At 36.4% G+C, this 17,056-nt stretch carries 12 protein-coding genes; 11 read left to right on the top strand and 1 reads right to left on the bottom strand.

Annotation, left to right across the window (positions count from 1 at the left end; translation table 11 throughout):
* Nucleotides 1-240: 240 nt before the first annotated feature.
* A complete protein-coding gene (locus NST69_RS28265) occupies nt 241-2,700 on the bottom strand; it encodes an O-antigen ligase family protein (protein ID WP_342547701.1) in 2,460 nt (819 codons plus the stop codon).
* Between the two features lie 197 nt (nt 2,701-2,897).
* On the opposite strand from NST69_RS28265, the gene NST69_RS28260 reads away from it, so the two are divergent.
* The 11 genes from NST69_RS28260 to NST69_RS28210 all read left to right on the top strand — a co-directional run bounded on the left by NST69_RS28260 (nt 2,898) and on the right by NST69_RS28210 (nt 17,051).
* Entirely contained in the window at nt 2,898-4,286 is a 1,389-nt protein-coding gene (locus NST69_RS28260) for an ABC transporter permease (protein WP_340957799.1), read from the top strand.
* Nucleotides 4,287-4,302: 16 nt separating this feature from the next.
* The gene (locus NST69_RS28255) at nt 4,303-5,532 is read left to right on the top strand and encodes an ABC transporter ATP-binding protein (protein ID WP_340957801.1); all 1,230 of its coding nucleotides are present in this window, start codon (nt 4,303-4,305) and stop codon (nt 5,530-5,532) included.
* 32 nt (nt 5,533-5,564) lie between these two features.
* Complete coding sequence (locus tag NST69_RS28250) at nt 5,565-8,648, top strand: glycosyltransferase (protein WP_340957802.1); 3,084 nt, start codon at nt 5,565-5,567, stop codon at nt 8,646-8,648.
* Nucleotides 8,649-8,653: 5 nt separating this feature from the next.
* Nucleotides 8,654-9,907: a hypothetical protein gene (locus tag NST69_RS28245; RefSeq protein WP_342547700.1), complete on the top strand. Its 1,254-nt coding sequence runs from the start codon at nt 8,654-8,656 to the stop codon at nt 9,905-9,907.
* A gap of 30 nt (nt 9,908-9,937) precedes the next feature.
* Entirely contained in the window at nt 9,938-10,756 is an 819-nt protein-coding gene (locus NST69_RS28240; protein WP_340957806.1) for a glycosyltransferase family 2 protein, read from the top strand.
* 189 nt (nt 10,757-10,945) lie between these two features.
* Nucleotides 10,946-12,967, top strand: coding sequence for a hypothetical protein (locus NST69_RS28235; RefSeq protein ID WP_340957807.1), 2,022 nt, complete (start codon nt 10,946-10,948; stop codon nt 12,965-12,967).
* A 42-nt stretch (nt 12,968-13,009) separates the two neighbouring features.
* Complete coding sequence (locus NST69_RS28230; protein WP_340957809.1) at nt 13,010-13,753, top strand: hypothetical protein; 744 nt, start codon at nt 13,010-13,012, stop codon at nt 13,751-13,753.
* Nucleotides 13,753-15,744: a lysylphosphatidylglycerol synthase transmembrane domain-containing protein gene (locus NST69_RS28225; RefSeq protein WP_340957812.1), complete on the top strand. Its 1,992-nt coding sequence runs from the start codon at nt 13,753-13,755 to the stop codon at nt 15,742-15,744. The genes NST69_RS28230 and NST69_RS28225 overlap by 1 nt, the downstream gene beginning before the upstream one ends.
* A 41-nt stretch (nt 15,745-15,785) precedes the next feature.
* Nucleotides 15,786-16,346 (top strand): HAD family phosphatase, encoded by a 561-nt coding sequence (locus NST69_RS28220; protein ID WP_340957814.1) that lies wholly within the window; start codon nt 15,786-15,788, stop codon nt 16,344-16,346.
* Nucleotides 16,347-16,369: 23 nt separating this feature from the next.
* Complete coding sequence (locus NST69_RS28215; protein ID WP_342547698.1) at nt 16,370-16,720, top strand: EamA family transporter; 351 nt, start codon at nt 16,370-16,372, stop codon at nt 16,718-16,720.
* Nucleotides 16,721-16,751: 31 nt separating this feature from the next.
* On the top strand, nt 16,752-17,051 hold the full coding sequence (locus NST69_RS28210) for an EamA family transporter (RefSeq protein ID WP_340958212.1): 300 nt from the start codon (nt 16,752-16,754) through the stop codon (nt 17,049-17,051).
* Nucleotides 17,052-17,056 lie beyond the last annotated feature (5 nt).

Below are 17,056 nucleotides of genomic sequence, written 5' to 3'. Positions count from 1 at the left end.
AAACTATGTTTTGGGATTGGTCGTGACTAGAGAGATTTTTTGTGTTAGGAATTCCGGTCGCTACCGCTCCTTTAGTTCCCAAATTTTCCTCCGCCACTTTTCACTTAACATGAATTTTCAAGTTCAATCTATTTACACTTATGTTCATACTTATTGCTTTCCCCCCTTTAATCATAAAAAAGCGGCCCACTGTACTCAGACAGTAAGCCGCTTTTTTGTATATCTGTTCTGTTATTCCGATCAGTACTGCGTATTCACAACAGCCTCAATGGCTGCGGCTTCAGCCGGATCTGCGGCAACCAGCTTGTCATAGACTGGCTGATCGACTGCTGCTCCTGCTTTCTTCAGTGCCGCCAAATACCAGCGGGCTACTTCGCGGTTAGCGGTATCACTGTAATCGTCACTTAAACCAAGCTTCAACGTAGCAGCAGCCACATCATTTTGTCCTGAGATGACCTGTAGCTTACCCACATTTAGTGCAATGGCAGGGGTAACTGAGAAAGGACGGCCCTGCAGCTGCTCAGGAGGCAAGGTTTTTAAATGCTCTACGCCATCCACAACATGCTTATACGCATCCAGTCCAGCGGTGAGGTATTCCTGTTTCTTGGCCTCATCCTTCTGCTCACTAGCTGCTGTAGCAAGTGTCTGGGCACGATTTATCAATGACTCATACCAAGTGATATCCCAGTTGAACTTGTAGGCATTGTCACTGTATACTGCCAATGCCATGTCAGGTTGGCCCTTCAGATCGTAATAGCTGGCCAATTGAGCCAACAGATTTTTGTTGTAAGGCTCATCTTTCAGAGCGCGCGTCAACACATTGGATGCTTCAGACAGATACTGCTCATCTTGAATTTGCTTGAATACCTGCATGTCAAGAGTGGACAAGTATAATGCTGCTTCCGGATGGTATGGACGGGCATCTAATGCTTTGACCAAAGGAGTTTTGATCTCCTCATAGGAAGTACTAACCGAAACTAAATTTTTACCCTTGAGAGCAGCATCACTGGACCCGATGTAGTTGATCGACAGGAACAGCAAGAATATCGTCCCGATGGTCAGTACAGCCATGTATCCCATCCGAATTCCGGCTTTATTCCAGCTCTGGCGGAGCGGTTTGTTATCTATTACAGCGCCCATTCCAGCTAAACCGATGAACACCAGAATACCCATAAATGCATAACTCATATTAAAGTCCAGCAGACTGTGTACAAGGATAGATAGCGCAATAATGTAGAAGAAGAACCCGTTATTGAACTCATCCTTGTCACGCTTCAGGTAGGCACGGATGTATTTGAAGAAAATATATCCGATAAAGCCCATAAACACAATGAACCCGACAATCCCGACTTCGATTAAATACTGCAGGAAGAAATTATGGACCTGACGGCTTATATAAGGGTTGTTCTGGTACTCTTCGTATAAGGCAGACCAGCCACCCCCGCCTGATCCGAGAACCGGATAATCTTTCACTACCTTCATAGCATCCTTATAAAAAGTAAAACGTTCTAATACACTATGCTGTTTGAAGTTAATGTTCTCCAGGCGAGTCTCGATATTATCCGGTAAAATACTTTTCAAGCCTGTCCCGATCAGCAAGAAACCAATGATAGCCACAGCTACAACTGAGCCAAGTGGAATCCAAAGACCCGTGAATTTACGGGTTTCCGAGCTACTCAGCTTGTCCTGCAGCCAAGGAGCCATATAACGTTGAATCACCCAGCCCAGAGCTGCCACCACCGCTGAGGCTCCAAGCAGGTAAGCCCACGCCTTAAGCGCAGCCGAGGAGTTAAAAGCCGAGTTTAGTTCTGTTCCAAGTGTTGTCAGCGGGTTGGTAACCAGCAGAGCCGCAAGGCCAGATAGCGCAAGATGAATAATCCAGAGAATCTGCTGCGCAGGCTTTAGGAACAACAGGAGCAGGATGAACACTACAGGCAGCATGACAAGTCCCCCACGGGACAAGGTCAGCAGAAGAGATACGATAATCGGTACCAGCATGAAGCTGTGCGTCAGCATGCCGTACCACTTTTTGGAGCGGACCAGGGCATACACCGCTACGAACAGGAAGGCCATGAGGAAGGCTGCATAAGTATTGGCATACTGGAAAATGGAGGTCAGACGCAGCCCGTTAGAGTCCGTCATGACTGCATCCAAATATTTATCACCACGCACCGTATTGGAGAACCAGCCTACAAGCCCACCAGCGAATTTCCAACTGCCAAGCCAGTTCAGCAGACCGAAACCGACGATGAAATAAGCAATCGCCAGAATGGCATTTTGAATGACAACATTTAGTTGCTTTTGCTGGAGCAAATATAACGCTATAATGAATATTGCGACATACATGCTCTGTACAAACAGCAGGTTCATCGCCATATAATGCGAAGCAGCGCCAATAAGCGACAACGCATAGGTAGCAGGCAACAGCAGCGAGGCCACAGCCAGCGCATCACGCTGTCCCTCCAGTCTGAACTTGGTGAAGTATAGGCCTATCCACACCAGCAGCAACAGGCTGCTTAGGAGTGAAGACAGATAGATCGGCTTCTCAAAGTCAATCTGCTGCCCATTAAATAATCCTACTTGAAACGGGGCCCAGACCAAAAAAACAATAAATCCTATAGCTAACGCCCATATGTAACTGGATATCTTTTCAACATTTCTCGACTGAACCGCATTTTTACCGTATACTGGTTTCGACACGTTTATAATCTCCTTTTTCGAAAATACAAAAGCTAAGAGCTATTTTAGCATATTTTTATTAATATAGTCTTCCCAATACTGTTAGCAATGCACTTTAATAATGAAAATAAGATTACTTGGCCTATGCCTATGTTCACTTATTGAACATAGTGTATGGGCTCATTTTCTGAAGTAAGTCTCTTGGTGAGTAAAAGTAAATGGATGAAGGGAACGTTACATTGATGAATCGCAAAAAAATAATCTTTGTTTTATTATTTATAGTTTTTTCATTTATTGTGTTTGGTTTTGTGAGAAATTATCAATCTGATAATGCGAAAATTAATATAAGCTTTCAAGTTAAATCAGATATCGCAGATGATTACCAGTTGTTTTATTTAACTAATCCTAAAGAGAAGTGGTCTGAAGAGAAGTCCTTCCATATTCCATATGTAAAAACTTTTGAGTGGGTAAATATGGAGGTGGAATTACCTAAAAACGCAACCAACGTACGACTCGATTTTGGTACTAAGGTTACAACGTTGAATATGAAAAATTTGATTGTTAGTGGAAATATAGATGTGAAGATGGATTTGCAAAACTTAGCATATGATGAAAATCAATTAGTAACTTCGTCTAAAAATGAAACATCTTTATCGCTGATAACCCAAGGGGGGGACCCATATATCGCTTTCTCGATTAAATCTGTAATTGATGAAAGTTTACAGGGAACATCTTTGATTAAAAATATAATTAATATTTTTGTGAGTTGTTTAGTGGGGCTATTAATAAGCTTTGTCTGTTTAACTATTAAAGACGTATTACACTTCATAAAAATGAATTATTTAGGTAGAAGTATGGTGATGAATTTAGCGAGAAATGATTTCAAAACTAAGTATGCCTCATCATATCTTGGAGTAACGTGGGGATTTATTCAACCATTGATGACAATTGCGACATATTGGTTCGTATTTCAGGTAGGGTTGAGAAGTGGGAATGTTTCAGAAATGCCATTTATTCTTTGGTTCTTGGTTGCAATAGTACCTTGGTTTTTCTTTTCAGAGGCATTTTCTAGTGCAACGAATGTATTCTCTGAATATAGTTATCTTGTCAAAAAGGTCGTATTTAAAATTGAATTGTTACCTATGGTTAAAATTGCATCTGCCTTTTTTGTTCATGTTTTCTTTTTGCTCTTTATTTTCATAATTTATAGCGTTTACGGATATTTCCCTTCAATATTTAATCTTCAAATCATCTATTACGTATTTTGTTCTGTTGTATTAGTTATTTCAATCAGTATCTTTAGTTCTGCGTTAGTTCTGTTTTTTAAAGATTTAAATCAAATAATAATGATTGTACTACAAATGGGCTTTTGGTTTACACCTATAGGATGGTCTTATACTATGTTACCCTCCTCATGGTTATTTATTTTTAAACTTAATCCGATGTTTTACATTGTAGAGGGTTTTAGAGATAGCTTTATTTCACATATAGCATTCTATAATCATCCTTATCAGACCTTTTATTTCTGGTTATTCTGTTTTGCAGCTCTTGGTGTAGGTATTAAAACCTTTGGGAAATTAAAACCCCATTTTGCGGATGTCATATAAGAAGAGGGGTTAGAAAATGGAGATCATGATTGAAGTTAAGGATGTTGTAAAAACATATAAGCTTTATAAAAAACCTACAGATCGTCTTAAAGAGTCCGTATTTCCTAATAGAAAGCAGTATCATGAAAATTTCAATGCTTTAAATGGGATTTCTTTTGAAATCAATAAAGGAGATGCTCTCGGTATTTTGGGTAGAAACGGTTCGGGAAAATCGACTTTGTTAAAGCTGATAACTGGAGTATTATCTGCAACTAGTGGCACCATCCAAGTTAATGGAAGAATGTCTGCAATTCTTGAATTAGGAGCGGGCTTTAACCCAGAATATACAGGTAGAGAGAACATATATCTAAATGGTCTGATGATTGGTCTAAGCAGAAACGAAATTGATAAAAAAATGGATGCAATCATAGACTTTGCTGACATTGGATCATTTATTGATCAACCAGTAAAAATATATTCTAGCGGTATGTTTGCGAGATTAGCGTTTGCTGTGGCTATCAATGTTGATCCGGATATTCTAATAGTTGATGAGGCATTGGCAGTTGGAGATGTGCGTTTTCAAATGAAGTGTATTGAAAAAATGAAAGAGCTTAAGGCAGGTGGAACGACTATCCTTTTTGTATCTCATGCTACGGAACAAGTGAAAAGATTCTGTAACAGAGCTGTCTGGTTGAAAGATGGAGAGGTTAAAGCGATAGGAGAGTCCAGTGAAATTGTAGATATGTACGAGGACTATATGAAATATAATAGCGAAAGCGAAGATTCTGAGAGTAGTAACACGAATATAAATGATACTGAATTTGAAGGGAATATTGATGAGGAGATGATTTTCCCTAGCAATCCTGATATTGTAGCTTCAGTTTCTAAAGTCAATATTAACGGAAATAAATTTAAAACTTTTGATCAGGTGGAAGTCCGGGTAGAATATGAAATATATGACAAGGTTATCCAAGGTTTATTGCTTGGCGTTGCGTTGTATACTCCAGACAGAGAATATATTTTTGGACCTAATACTTATCTGGAAAAAGTAGAAGTGCCAAATACTTTGGGACGGCACAGGGTGAAGTATATAATCCCTAAGTTACCATTACTTGGGGGGACTTATAATATTGATGTGGGTCTATTTAATAATGAAGGTATAGTATGTTTAGATTATAAACAGGAAGTAGTAAGTTTTACAGTTGTAAATAAATACTTTTCAGAAGGTCTTGTTTATATTGAACATAGTTGGGAAATTTCAAAATAAATTCACAGTACTTAGAATTGGAGTTGTTATTGATGATAGTACCATTCGACCAATACCAGCGATATATGCATACTTCTGATTTAATAAATACTGTTCGCGAAGTTGGACAAGTTTTTTCGATTTTGGAGGTAGGGGCTAACGAACATAAAAATCTTGAAAAATTTCTTCAAGATGATGTTCTTACTTATTTAGATATTGTTGTTCCAGAACATTTGAAGCAGGATCCTTCGTACATTGAAGGCGATGCGACTAATATGCCCCTTGAGGATAACGAATTTGATTTTATTGTAGCGCTAGATGTGTTTGAACATATTAGTGATCCACTTAGAGACGCTTTCGTTTCAGAGTTGATGAGAGTCTCTAAATACGGCTTTATTCTAGCAGCGCCGTTTAATACCCCGGGTGTTGAAGAAGCTGAAATTAGAGCCAATAAATTTTTTGAAACCATGTATGGATTTAGTTATCAATGGCTTGAAGAACACCGTGAAAATGGACTTCCTGAGATTGAGAAATTGACGAATTACTTAAATAATAATCATTTGCCGTACTTGAACTTTTCACATGGAAGTTTAAATGTGTGGGAAAAAATGATTAAAATTCATTTTTTGGCAGCAGGAAGATCATCCCTATATGATTATAGGGCAACCATTGATGATTACTACAATAACTATATATATAACGCGGATTACGGAGAACCGAGCTATCGAAATTTTTTTCTTGTATCCCAAAATCAGGAACTATTGAATAAGGCAACAGCCTTTGTAAACGGGCGGAGTAAACGAGGACTCGACCCAACTTTGTTTGAGAAACTAACTCAACTCGAAATTGATTTGGTTAATTTGAGTAGTTATGATTTAACTCATAAAGAGTATGTAGCTAAGACAGAGGAAATTATTCAAAAGGACCAACAGATAAACAACCTGAATAATCAATTAAGAACTCAGGAACGGAAGAGTGAAGAATTAAGTGCAGAAGTTGGACGGTTAAGTAATGAACTAGCAAATTCAATTTACGAACAAAAAGAACTGGTATGCCAAAATGAGTCTTTAAAAGTTGAGAAAAATAATATTACAAAACAGTTTACTCTAGATATAAATGTTGTTCAGAAAGATGTATTGGGATTAAAAGAGAAGCTTATTAGTTTGGAACAAGAACTGGAACGGTCACAACAAGAGTTAAGCAGCCTGCAACAAGAAATAGAATGCTCACAGGAAACTTTAGTACTTAGAGATGAATATATTAGCCAACTCGAGTATGTTTCCCAACAGCTTCGTATAAAAAATAGAATAAAAAAACTGGTGCCTAAAGCTATTCGTAATAAGGCCAGATTAAGCATGAGCATAATTAAAAAGTTGAAAAATAATCCTGAACTGGCAAAAAAAGGTATACAAGAGATCCGTCATAATGGCTTACATTCGCTCAATAATAAAATTCAATCTGTAATGACTGTTGGAGAACTAACTTCAAATTATGTAACTCGCGATATCAGCTTTGATGATTCTGAGCTTATGAAATCTGAAATTGATCTGTTTTTCAAGAAACCGCTAATTTCGCTAGTCATTCCTGTATACAATGTGGCTCCTAAATGGTTAGATATAGCCATCAAATCTGTTAAAGATCAAATTTATCCTCATTGGGAAATCTGTATAGTAGATGATTGCTCTACCAATGAAGAAACTCTTCAGTATTTGGAGAGCATTAAGGATTCGCGTATTAATATAATGAGATTAGATGAAAATTCAGGAATATCAGATGCTTCTAACAAGGCCGTTTCCATTGGGAAAGGGGAATATATAGCGCTCTTGGACAACGATGATGAAATTGCTGCAAATGCTTTATTTGAAGTAGTTAAAGCGATTAACGAGTTCGATGCAGATATTATGTACTCTGACGAAGATAAAGTGGACATTCATGGAATTAAGAAAAACCCACTGCACAAACCTGATTGGTCTCCAGATTTATTGAGATCTCAAATGTACATTGGACATTTCCTTGTATTTAAAAGAGAGTTGTTTAACAAGGTTGGAGGTTTTAGAACAGCGTTTAATGGAAGTCAAGATTATGATCTGGTTTTAAGAATGAGCGAATGTGCTCAGAAGATTCACCATATTCCAAAAGTACTATATTCTTGGAGGGAACTCGAAACGTCTACAGCAGCCAATCCCTACTCCAAACCTTATGCACATACTGCTGGTTTAGCGGCATTAAATGAACATTTAGCAAGAGTATTTGGTGAAGAGAATGCTTACGCTACTGAGGATGATTATCTATTTGTATATGACAGCAGATTTAAAACCGATCTTGTAAAAGTAAGCATTATTATTCCTACCAAGGACAAAGTGGAACTGTTAGAGCCGTGCATCTCAAGTATCCTGGAAAAGACAACGTACCCTAATTATGAAATTCTCATTATTAATAATAACTCTGTAGAACCAGAAACATTTGAGTGGTTCCAGCAGCAACAGTCAAGATCTGTCGTGCGAATCATTGATGCGAATTATGAGTTTAATTGGTCTAAACTCAATAACCATGGTATAAGAGAATCAAATGGAGAAGTATATATCTTTTTGAATAATGATACTTTAGTTATAAGTGAGGATTGGATACAACGTTTAATGGAGAAGGCTCAGCGTGAGGATGTTGGGACAGTAGGAGGTCTGCTACTTTATGAAGATAATACAATTCAGCATGCAGGTGTTGTAATAGGATTAGGAGGTTGGGCAGATCATATTTTTAAAGGGATGAAACCTAATCATTTCGGATCACCATATGTATCACCAATGGTTACAAGAAACGTGACGGCGTCTACAGGAGCTTGCCTTGCAATTTCCAAAAGGACATTAGATAAAATAGGATTATTTAATGAGGAGTTCATTATTTGTGGGAGTGATGTTGAGATTTCATTGCGCTCATTGGAACACGGATTGGTGAATATCTACGATCCGCATGTTAGATTGTTTCATTTAGAGTCCAAATCAAGATCATCATATATTCCTCCAATTGACTTTGAATTATCCAAGTTCTTTTATGGACCTTATCTAGAAAAAGGCGACCCATATTATAATAAGAACTTGAGTTTAAGCAGCGTTGCACCAAAGTTAGCTCAAGGAGAATGATAAATATGTCAAGATTTATTGAGTATATTGCCAGAAAAGCGAAAAATAACAAGACAATAAAAAAAGCATACCAATCTACGGTAAGTTCATATTTGAATACGCACATTGGAGAAATTACTCCTTTTAATGCAAGAACTTCTGAGCATAATGAGAGAAGAATCAATCTTCTCGTTCCTTCTATAAATCAAGAGCATCTATTTGGTGGTATTTCCACTGCCCTTCATTTTTTTGATCAATTATGGGCATTTGAAGAGAAGTCCGCTAGACGAATTATTGCCACTGATGCTTCTCCAGGAAGCGAAGATATGGGGAGGTTTAAAGACTATACCTTGGCTACATCTTTAGAAGATACTGAAGTCAGATCGCAAATTGTTCCCTTTAATGATAGATATAATAAAACAATTCCAGTTGGAAGACAGGATGTATTTATCGCAACTTCTTGGTGGACAGCCTATTTTGCACAAAGAATTGTTCAATGGCAAGCTGAAGTATATAATCAAAAAGCCTCGAAAATCATTTATTTTATTCAGGATTTTGAGCCGGGCTTCTATTCTTGGTCAAGTCAATATTCTTTAGCTCTAAGCACTTACTCCTATAAGGGTGATCAGATAGCTATCTTTAATTCCAGTTTATTAAAAGAGTTTTTTAATAACCATGGATTCAAATTTTCTGAGGAATACTGCTTTGAGCCTAAACTTAATGTTTCTTTAAAGAACTATTTAGTGCCTCATAAAGAAATGATTAAAAAAAAGAAAATATTGATTTATGGTAGACCCTCTGTCGCTAGAAATGCCTTTACTTTAATAGTAGAAGCGTTAAGGAGTTGGGTTTGGCTTCAGCCCAATGTATCTGAATGGGAGATTACGTCGGCTGGAGAACAGCATAACGATATAGAACTGGGCAACAGTATAACTATTAGATCTCGAGGAAAGATGTCTCTTGAAGATTATGCTAATGAATTAAAAGAAAGCGCTGTTGGTATCTCTTTAATGATTTCTCCACACCCCAGCTACCCTCCATTGGAAATGGCTCACTTTGGTATGTTGGTATTAACTAATAGTTATGAGAATAAAGATCTTTCAGCGCTCCATAATAACATTCGATCTGTTGGAAATCTTAGTCCATATTCAATAGCAAAAGAGCTCAAAAATTTATGTGATGAATTTGAAGGGAACAATTCAGTAGGGGAGTCTAAAGGAATACAAAGTTACCTTGATGACACTGAACAATTTGATTTTGTAAAGCGAATTTCGTACTGATCGTTGTTAGGAAAGGGAAGGAAGTCGAGTATGGAAAAGATTTTACTTTTTATTCCGGGATATAATTGTGAAAAACAAATTGTAAGGGTACTTCGACAGTTGGACAATGAAGTAATGAAGTATATATCTAAAGTAATAGTGGTTAATAATCGAAGTACAGACCGTACAGAAGAAGTAGTTTTGAGTTATATTGAAAAAATAAAAATACCTCTGACCCTATTAAGAAACGATGACAACTTTGGGTTGGGGGGATCTCATAAGGTCGCTTTTGACTATGCGCAAGATAATGACTTTGACTACGTTATCGTTCTACATGGTGATGATCAAGGCGATATTCATGATATTATGCCGTTGCTTAAATCGAGGGAGTATAGAGCTTTTGATTGTTGCTTAGGAGCTCGGTTTATGAAGAGTTCTAAACTTAAAGGTTATTCGCAATTTAGAACATTCGGTAATCGAATATACAATATTATTTTTTCGATATCCACAGGTAAGCGGATTTACGATCTTGGCTCAGGGTTGAATATGTATAAAACAGGCATGCTCAAGAGTAGGTTTTATGAAAAGTTTTCAGATAGTTTGATGTTTAATTGTTATATGCTTTTGGCAAATTCATCCTATAAATTTGACGTTAAGTTCTTTCCGATTTCTTGGAGAGAGGATGACCAAGTATCAAATGTTAAAATGTTTAGTCAGGCATTACGGACGCTAAAGATCGCGGCGGGATACTTCTTCTCGTTAAATAAAAAAGGTTTTATTAATCGTGATTCAAGGGAAAAAAAAGTTTCTGCATATACTGCTAAACAAATCGATAATCGCAACGAGGGCACATACAGGCATAAGAAATAAACTTTTATTTAAAAAGCTATTAGAGATACAATAGTTTACTCGGAGTTTTCAGCTGTGAAAAAATCAATGTATTTTATATCGATGAGTTGTCATCTGGGTATTAACTACATAAAAGAGGTTGGAGTGTTGTTAGGAGTAGATCATCATTTTAATTAATTATGACTTTTAATTGAAAGTAGTTGTTGTTCAATGAGGAAAAAAAGAATAGTACTTTATATTATTCTGTCCGTAGTAATTCCTATAATTTTAACGGTTTTCAGTTTTTTGAAATCTGTGGATATCTTGGATTTCACACAGTACTCAACGAAAGATGCATCAAAAACTACTGGCGAAATCGTTGCAGGAACAGTAATTCATCAAGAATTCCAACGATTATATAAAGAGATGGATGGTATAAGGCTGCAATTCGCAAACTATTCAAACAGACCTAATAATGGACATATCAATATTAAGGTCAGCGATGATAAAGCTGAAATAGCTATGGTTCATTTGGATGTTTCTACGATAAGAGATGGTGAATTTGTTGAGATTCCTTTTAAGAAAAAAAAAGGGGATATTGGAAGTACGCTTTCATTAGATATAACAAATTACGATAGTAAAGCAGGAAGTTCTGTTACACTTTGGATGTCAGAGAATAAAGTAATAGGCAATTTAGGCTCGCGATTAGAAATAAATAATGTTGTAGTCCCCAAAAGCTTACACATGCAGGTTGAGTATTTCAGTCCTAAAATGAATAGTGGAATTTGGATTATTGTATTCTTTTTGTTATGGCTGCTGATTCCTACGGGAATTTTGGGTAAGTTTTTGGACAAGTACCAGTCGGATAGAGTTTTTAATAAGAAAATTAATAGAATTCTCTGCAGTATGTGTCTTGTAGTAGTTGGTTTTGTACTGCTCTCCCTACGTGATCTAAGCTTTATTACATCTCCCGCACTTTTTGCTGAGGACGCTGTTTATCTGAGCAACATTTTCGAACATGGCTTTTTAAATACTGTCTTTATGACGAGAGGTGGAGGGACAGCAGATTTTCAAAATAGTGGTTCGTACATCTTGTTGTATTTAGCTTTAAAAACAAACAATCTTTTTTACGGATACAATCTATCAAATTTACCGTTTTTCATAGGTGTGTTTGCGAATTTATTTTGGAGTCTAGTAGCTTTTACTGCATATAAAACTTTTAGTATTAAGAGTAAAACTTTAGGGATTGCCACATTTTTTGTTGTTGTTTTGATTACAATGGGCAACTCTGGAGGAGAAGTTTTTGGCAGAGTATTAAATACTGTATTTATATGGCCGCTTCTTACAGGTTTTTTGTTATTGATGAAGTATGATAATCGTTATCCCTCAGGCGTATGGTCGATAACAATAGGTCTTATATGTATCCTTGCTGGATTGTCCTTTCCTGTAAGTTACGGAATTGTAGGAATATATTTATTCTTTAGCTTCGTAAGAGCGTATAAGGAGAAGATTTATAAGTCTTGGTTTTCTTCGGAGTGGTCACTGCTACTTTGTTTGGTAATAGGAGTGCGGTTGCTTCCCATGATAATGGGATCAAAAGGAATAACAGGGACGATGACAACTAATCCTGATTCTGTCTTTGAATTTGTAATAGGAAGACATATCCTATATCCATTTATTCAACTTTTTTATACTCATCTTAATGATAAAATGACATCAGTTTTATTTTTGATTTATGCTTTTATCATTGTATTCGCGGGTTTTTTGAATTTTAAGAAAAGAGGTCTTTTTAATAACTATACGTTTTTTGTATCTTGTGCTATAGGAGTAGTATTTAGTTCTGCCTTAATGCGAATTAAAATGACACAGTTTTTTAATGAATATGAGACAACATATCCTGACCGTTATTTTTATGCTTGCAATACGTTTTGTGTAATTGTCCTATTATATGCACTATATATCATTCTTACCCATATAAAGGTTAGTCAGAATTTTTTGGCGGGAGTTCTTAGTTTGGTTCTCTTCGGAGCAGTGTTCAACACTTCTCTGTTTGAATTATCCTCTCCGTATCTGAGTATTTATGGTACAGGAGATAAAGGGACTTTTAAAGATGGCATTATTGCAGCTGTTGAACAGAACAGACTGAATAAAGATAAAACTGGCTATGTAACTGTCACTGTATACCCAATTATTTCTGAAGGAGAATGGAAAATATATGTTCCCGAACAATATGCCTACGCTACTTTAGATTGATTCGCATTACAGTAGATAGTAAATTGATTGAGGAGGAACGATATGAGTACTGGTATTCATTTAGTTATGCCAATGGCAGGAAGTGGATCACGATTCTATAATCAAGGGTACAATATTCCAAAGCCGCTGATTGAAATAAAAGAAAAACCTTTTTTTTACTGGGCAACAGAATCTATTAGAAAATTTACTGCATTGAAGAGTCTAACATTTGTAGTCATCCGAGAGCATGTTGATTTATTCGAAATCGACAAGCGGATTCTAAAATACTACCCAGATGCAAAAATTAGAGTTTTAAATGAAGTTCTTAATGGTGCGTTACTTACGTCTTTAGAAGGGGTAAAAGGGATCGATGACAGCGCTCCTATCGTATTTAATGATTGTGATCATATGTTTAAATGTGATTCTTTTTACAACTACAGCAATGCTGGAGACTACGAAGCATTAGATGGCGCATTGTTGACTTTTGAATCTAATGATCCTAAATTTAGTTTTCTACTCTATAATCAAGCCGGGAATGTTATTAAAACAGTAGAAAAACAAGCAATTAGCAATGATGCTATCTGTGGCGCGTATTACTTTAAAAATAGGGAGGTTTTAGAACACGCAGCGACAGAGTATCTAAAAGTGTGTGATTACAAAGAATTCTTTATGAGCGGTGTTTATAATATTATGGCTGATGAGGGTAAAATCATTAAAGGATTTAGAGTAAACAGCCATCTAGCCTTTGGTACTCCAGAGGAATATGAGATTGCCAAAGATTCGGATGATTTTGAGGGGATTATTTAATGGGCATGGTTTTATTTCTTTTAGCGATCTTTTTACTTATGGTTGGCCATTACTTTAAAATGCTTCGCTGGAAACAATTTGTTGAAATTTATGAAGCTCCAAGCGAAGGGGTATTGCTGCGCTCCCTATCAATAGGGTACCTGGTTAACTTTTGTCTTCCTTTTCGTCTTGGTGATTTGATAAGAGTATTTTTTTCTGGACGAAAAATGAAAAATGGTATCGCCTTTGCATTATCCACAGTTATCGTAGATAGATATTTGGATGTTATTGTTGTTAGCATTCTTTTTTCTTCTTTCATCTTGCTTGGTTTCAATAGTCCACTGATAGTCGACTCTGCTATTTTTTATGCGATTTTAGCAGGCATTTTAGTACTTCTTTCTGCTATAGCAATGAAATATAGCAGAGTGCTCAAAATAATTATAAAAAAGGTTTGTTCGATTTTCAACTTGCGAATTGAGCTGAAGATGTTATTTGTTTGCTGGTCAATAATTACTTCCTTCAAGGATATCTTTCATAAAATTGATAAGCTAAGATTATCCTTATATACCATATTTATCTGGGGATCCTATTTGGCCTCCTACTACGCATTAGGAATGTTTCTCTCGGACGAAATGAATTTCTCTGGCTTTTCAGATATCTTTACTACGTTGTTCTCGCATGGAAGTTTAGATTCTGGAACTGTTGACTTGACGTACAGTATTCAGGAAATGTCATTGAAACCTCAAACTTTGCTTGCTGTTTACCTTATTGTACCGCTGCTGGCGTTATGGCTACTTTCCTTTTTACCATATAAGTTCAAGAAAGCAGTCCTTCAGTACACTACCAGCGCTAATAATCCTGGTAAGGCACTGAATTTATTGCCGCAGGTGAATGAAGATGACCGGTTAAATTTCTTAGAGGCGTATTTTTCAGGTAACGGGAAGGCATATTTGGAGAAATATATTGAAATTAATCAGAATATCAGTATTATCCAAGATTACTCTGCCGGCTCAAATGCAACTGTGATGCTATGTATGGACGAAAGCAGAAGCTTCTATAGAAAGTATGCCTTTGGAGAAGATGGCGACAAACTATATGAACAAGTTCAGTGGTTGCGGCAATATGAAAATTCATTGCCTTTGCCGCTCATTTTGAATGAACAGCATGGAGACGGCTATTGCAGCTTTGACATGGAGTATAGTACGACCGCGGTTGGATTATTTAACTATATTCATTCTAGACCGATTGCAAAGAGTCAGAATATTGTTCGTAAAGCTTTGGAGAGCCTTGCCGATAACCTCTATGCAGGTGATTTACGTCCAGCAGAGCCAATTTTAATTTCAAAATATATCACTAGCAAGGTAAGCGGTAATATCGAAAAGATTAGAAATGCAAAGGAATTAAAAGCTTTGTATGAATACCCAACACTCATTATTAACGGACAGGAGTATATGAATCTCTCTGTACTTGGAGAATACTTGGAAGAAGATTTTTTATTTAGTGTCTTCAAAGATGATATGTATACAGAAATTCATGGAGACTTAACAATTGAGAATATCATTTGTGTAGATGATACTGAATCTAGCAGGGATTTTTATCTGATCGATCCTAACACTGGGAACGTTCATGATTCGCCTTATTTGGATTATGCCAAATTACTGCAATCATTACATGGTGGTTATGAATTTTTAATGAAAACGCAGAATGTTTCTGTTACTAAAAATCAGATAGATTTCTTGTTTACGCGCTCCCAATCCTATAATGAAATGTTTTCATTCTATACAAACTATCTAAATGAGAAATTTACAAAAAAACAAGTTAGAAGTATTTTCTTCCATGAGATTGTGCATTGGTTAAGACTTTTACCATACAAAATAGAGAAGAATGGAAAACGGGCTATTCTTTTTTATGCGGGGATGGTTATTGTTTTAAATGATGTTATTAACTGGTTTGAGGACACTTCGGTAGATTCGAGGGAACAATATGTTGCCGCTACTGTTGAAGATTCTTGAAAGACAACCCGGACACTTATTGCGAGAGGAATGAATTAATCATGAAAAATAAATTAGCAATATTTGATCTGGATGGAACTTTGTTTAACACTGAGGAAGTGAACTATCTATCCTATAAGGGTGCACTAGAACAGAAAGGGTACTCGCTAGAATATGATTTTTATACTCAGGAGTGTAATGGTAAGTTCTATAAAGATTACCTACCTCTGATCATACCTGACCCTAGTGTTGAATTGATGGAAGAAATTCATGATCTGAAAAAGAAACTATATCCAGTTCACCTTGGCGCTGCTACCGTGAATGAGCATCTCTTCAACTTGATTGAATTAATCAAAATCAATTATTATGTTGCGGTTGTAACTACAGCTTCAAGTCAGAACTGTACTGATATCTTGATGTATTTTGGAAAAGAAACGTTGTTTGAATTAATATTAACTCATAATGACGTAGAGAAAGTTAAACCTGATCCGGAGGGTTTTTTGAAGGCGATGGAGCATTTTAACATTACTCCAAATCAAACTATTATCTTTGAGGATTCTGTTGCTGGAATAGAGGCTGCCAAAAGAAGTGGAGCAGAGGTACTTGCTGTAGCACAATTCTAGAGCGGGTTTTTAATTGGAGGGATATGATTAATCAGATGTTTCGATCCATTAACAAAAATAAAAAAGGGATAGTACTTATTCTTTTTTCAGCGCTCTGCACTTCTTTTGGACAAGCGCTCTGGAAGTTATACGATTCTGATCAATATCTTTATCTTATCTCAGGCTTTTTGTTATATGTTGTAGGTGCATTCCTAATGATCATCGCTTTTCGTTATGGTTCATTATCTGTTTTGCATCCGCTACTTAGTATTGGGTATTTATTCGGACTGTTTATCGGGTGCTTTTTACTCCAGGAGATGATTACCTATAAAGAGTTAATAGGGACTTTTATTATTCTGTGTGGGGTTTTCTTAATCGGGGGTGGAGATAGTTAACGCAGCTCTAATTGTACTGCTTTTTTCATTGATGACACTTTTCGGGGCATTTGGAGGTTACTGTTTTAAAAAGTTATCCTCCTACAAGATTGGAATTAATAAAGGGTTCCTCACCTTTTTTATTTTAGGTGGAGGTTTATATTTTACAGGAGCTGTTCTAAATATCGTTCTACTAAGATTCCTCCCTTACACCCAATTGTATCCTCTATCATCATTTACATATGTGTGGACGATACTAATTTCTTACTTCCTCTTATCAGAAAAGATTTCCTTGAAGAAACTCTCAGGGATAGTGCTTATTATATCTGGAGCGATTTTTCTAATGAAGTGAATTTC

Origin of the sequence: Paenibacillus sp. FSL P2-0089, from assembly GCF_038595095.1 — a bacterium.
Lineage (GTDB): Bacteria > Bacillota > Bacilli > Paenibacillales > Paenibacillaceae > Paenibacillus_AQ > Paenibacillus_AQ silagei.
This window is presented reverse-complemented; position numbering and strand designations above follow the sequence as displayed.

Bases quoted from the DNA above. Each gene is read 5' to 3' on its own strand.
- NST69_RS28235 (WP_340957807.1), top strand. From the start codon at position 10,946: ATGAGGAAAAAAAGAATAGTACTTTATATTATTCTGTCCGTAGTAATT.
- NST69_RS28210 (WP_340958212.1), top strand. From the start codon at position 16,752: ATGACACTTTTCGGGGCATTTGGAGGTTACTGTTTTAAAAAGTTATCC.
- NST69_RS28250 (WP_340957802.1), top strand. From the start codon at position 5,565: ATGATAGTACCATTCGACCAATACCAGCGATATATGCATACTTCTGAT.
- NST69_RS28225 (WP_340957812.1), top strand. From the start codon at position 13,753: ATGGGCATGGTTTTATTTCTTTTAGCGATCTTTTTACTTATGGTTGGC.
- NST69_RS28230 (WP_340957809.1), top strand. From the start codon at position 13,010: ATGAGTACTGGTATTCATTTAGTTATGCCAATGGCAGGAAGTGGATCA.
- NST69_RS28260 (WP_340957799.1), top strand. From the start codon at position 2,898: ATGGATGAAGGGAACGTTACATTGATGAATCGCAAAAAAATAATCTTT.
- NST69_RS28245 (WP_342547700.1), top strand. From the start codon at position 8,654: ATGTCAAGATTTATTGAGTATATTGCCAGAAAAGCGAAAAATAACAAG.
- NST69_RS28255 (WP_340957801.1), top strand. From the start codon at position 4,303: ATGGAGATCATGATTGAAGTTAAGGATGTTGTAAAAACATATAAGCTT.
- NST69_RS28215 (WP_342547698.1), top strand. From the start codon at position 16,370: ATGATTAATCAGATGTTTCGATCCATTAACAAAAATAAAAAAGGGATA.
- NST69_RS28220 (WP_340957814.1), top strand. From the start codon at position 15,786: ATGAAAAATAAATTAGCAATATTTGATCTGGATGGAACTTTGTTTAAC.
- NST69_RS28240 (WP_340957806.1), top strand. From the start codon at position 9,938: ATGGAAAAGATTTTACTTTTTATTCCGGGATATAATTGTGAAAAACAA.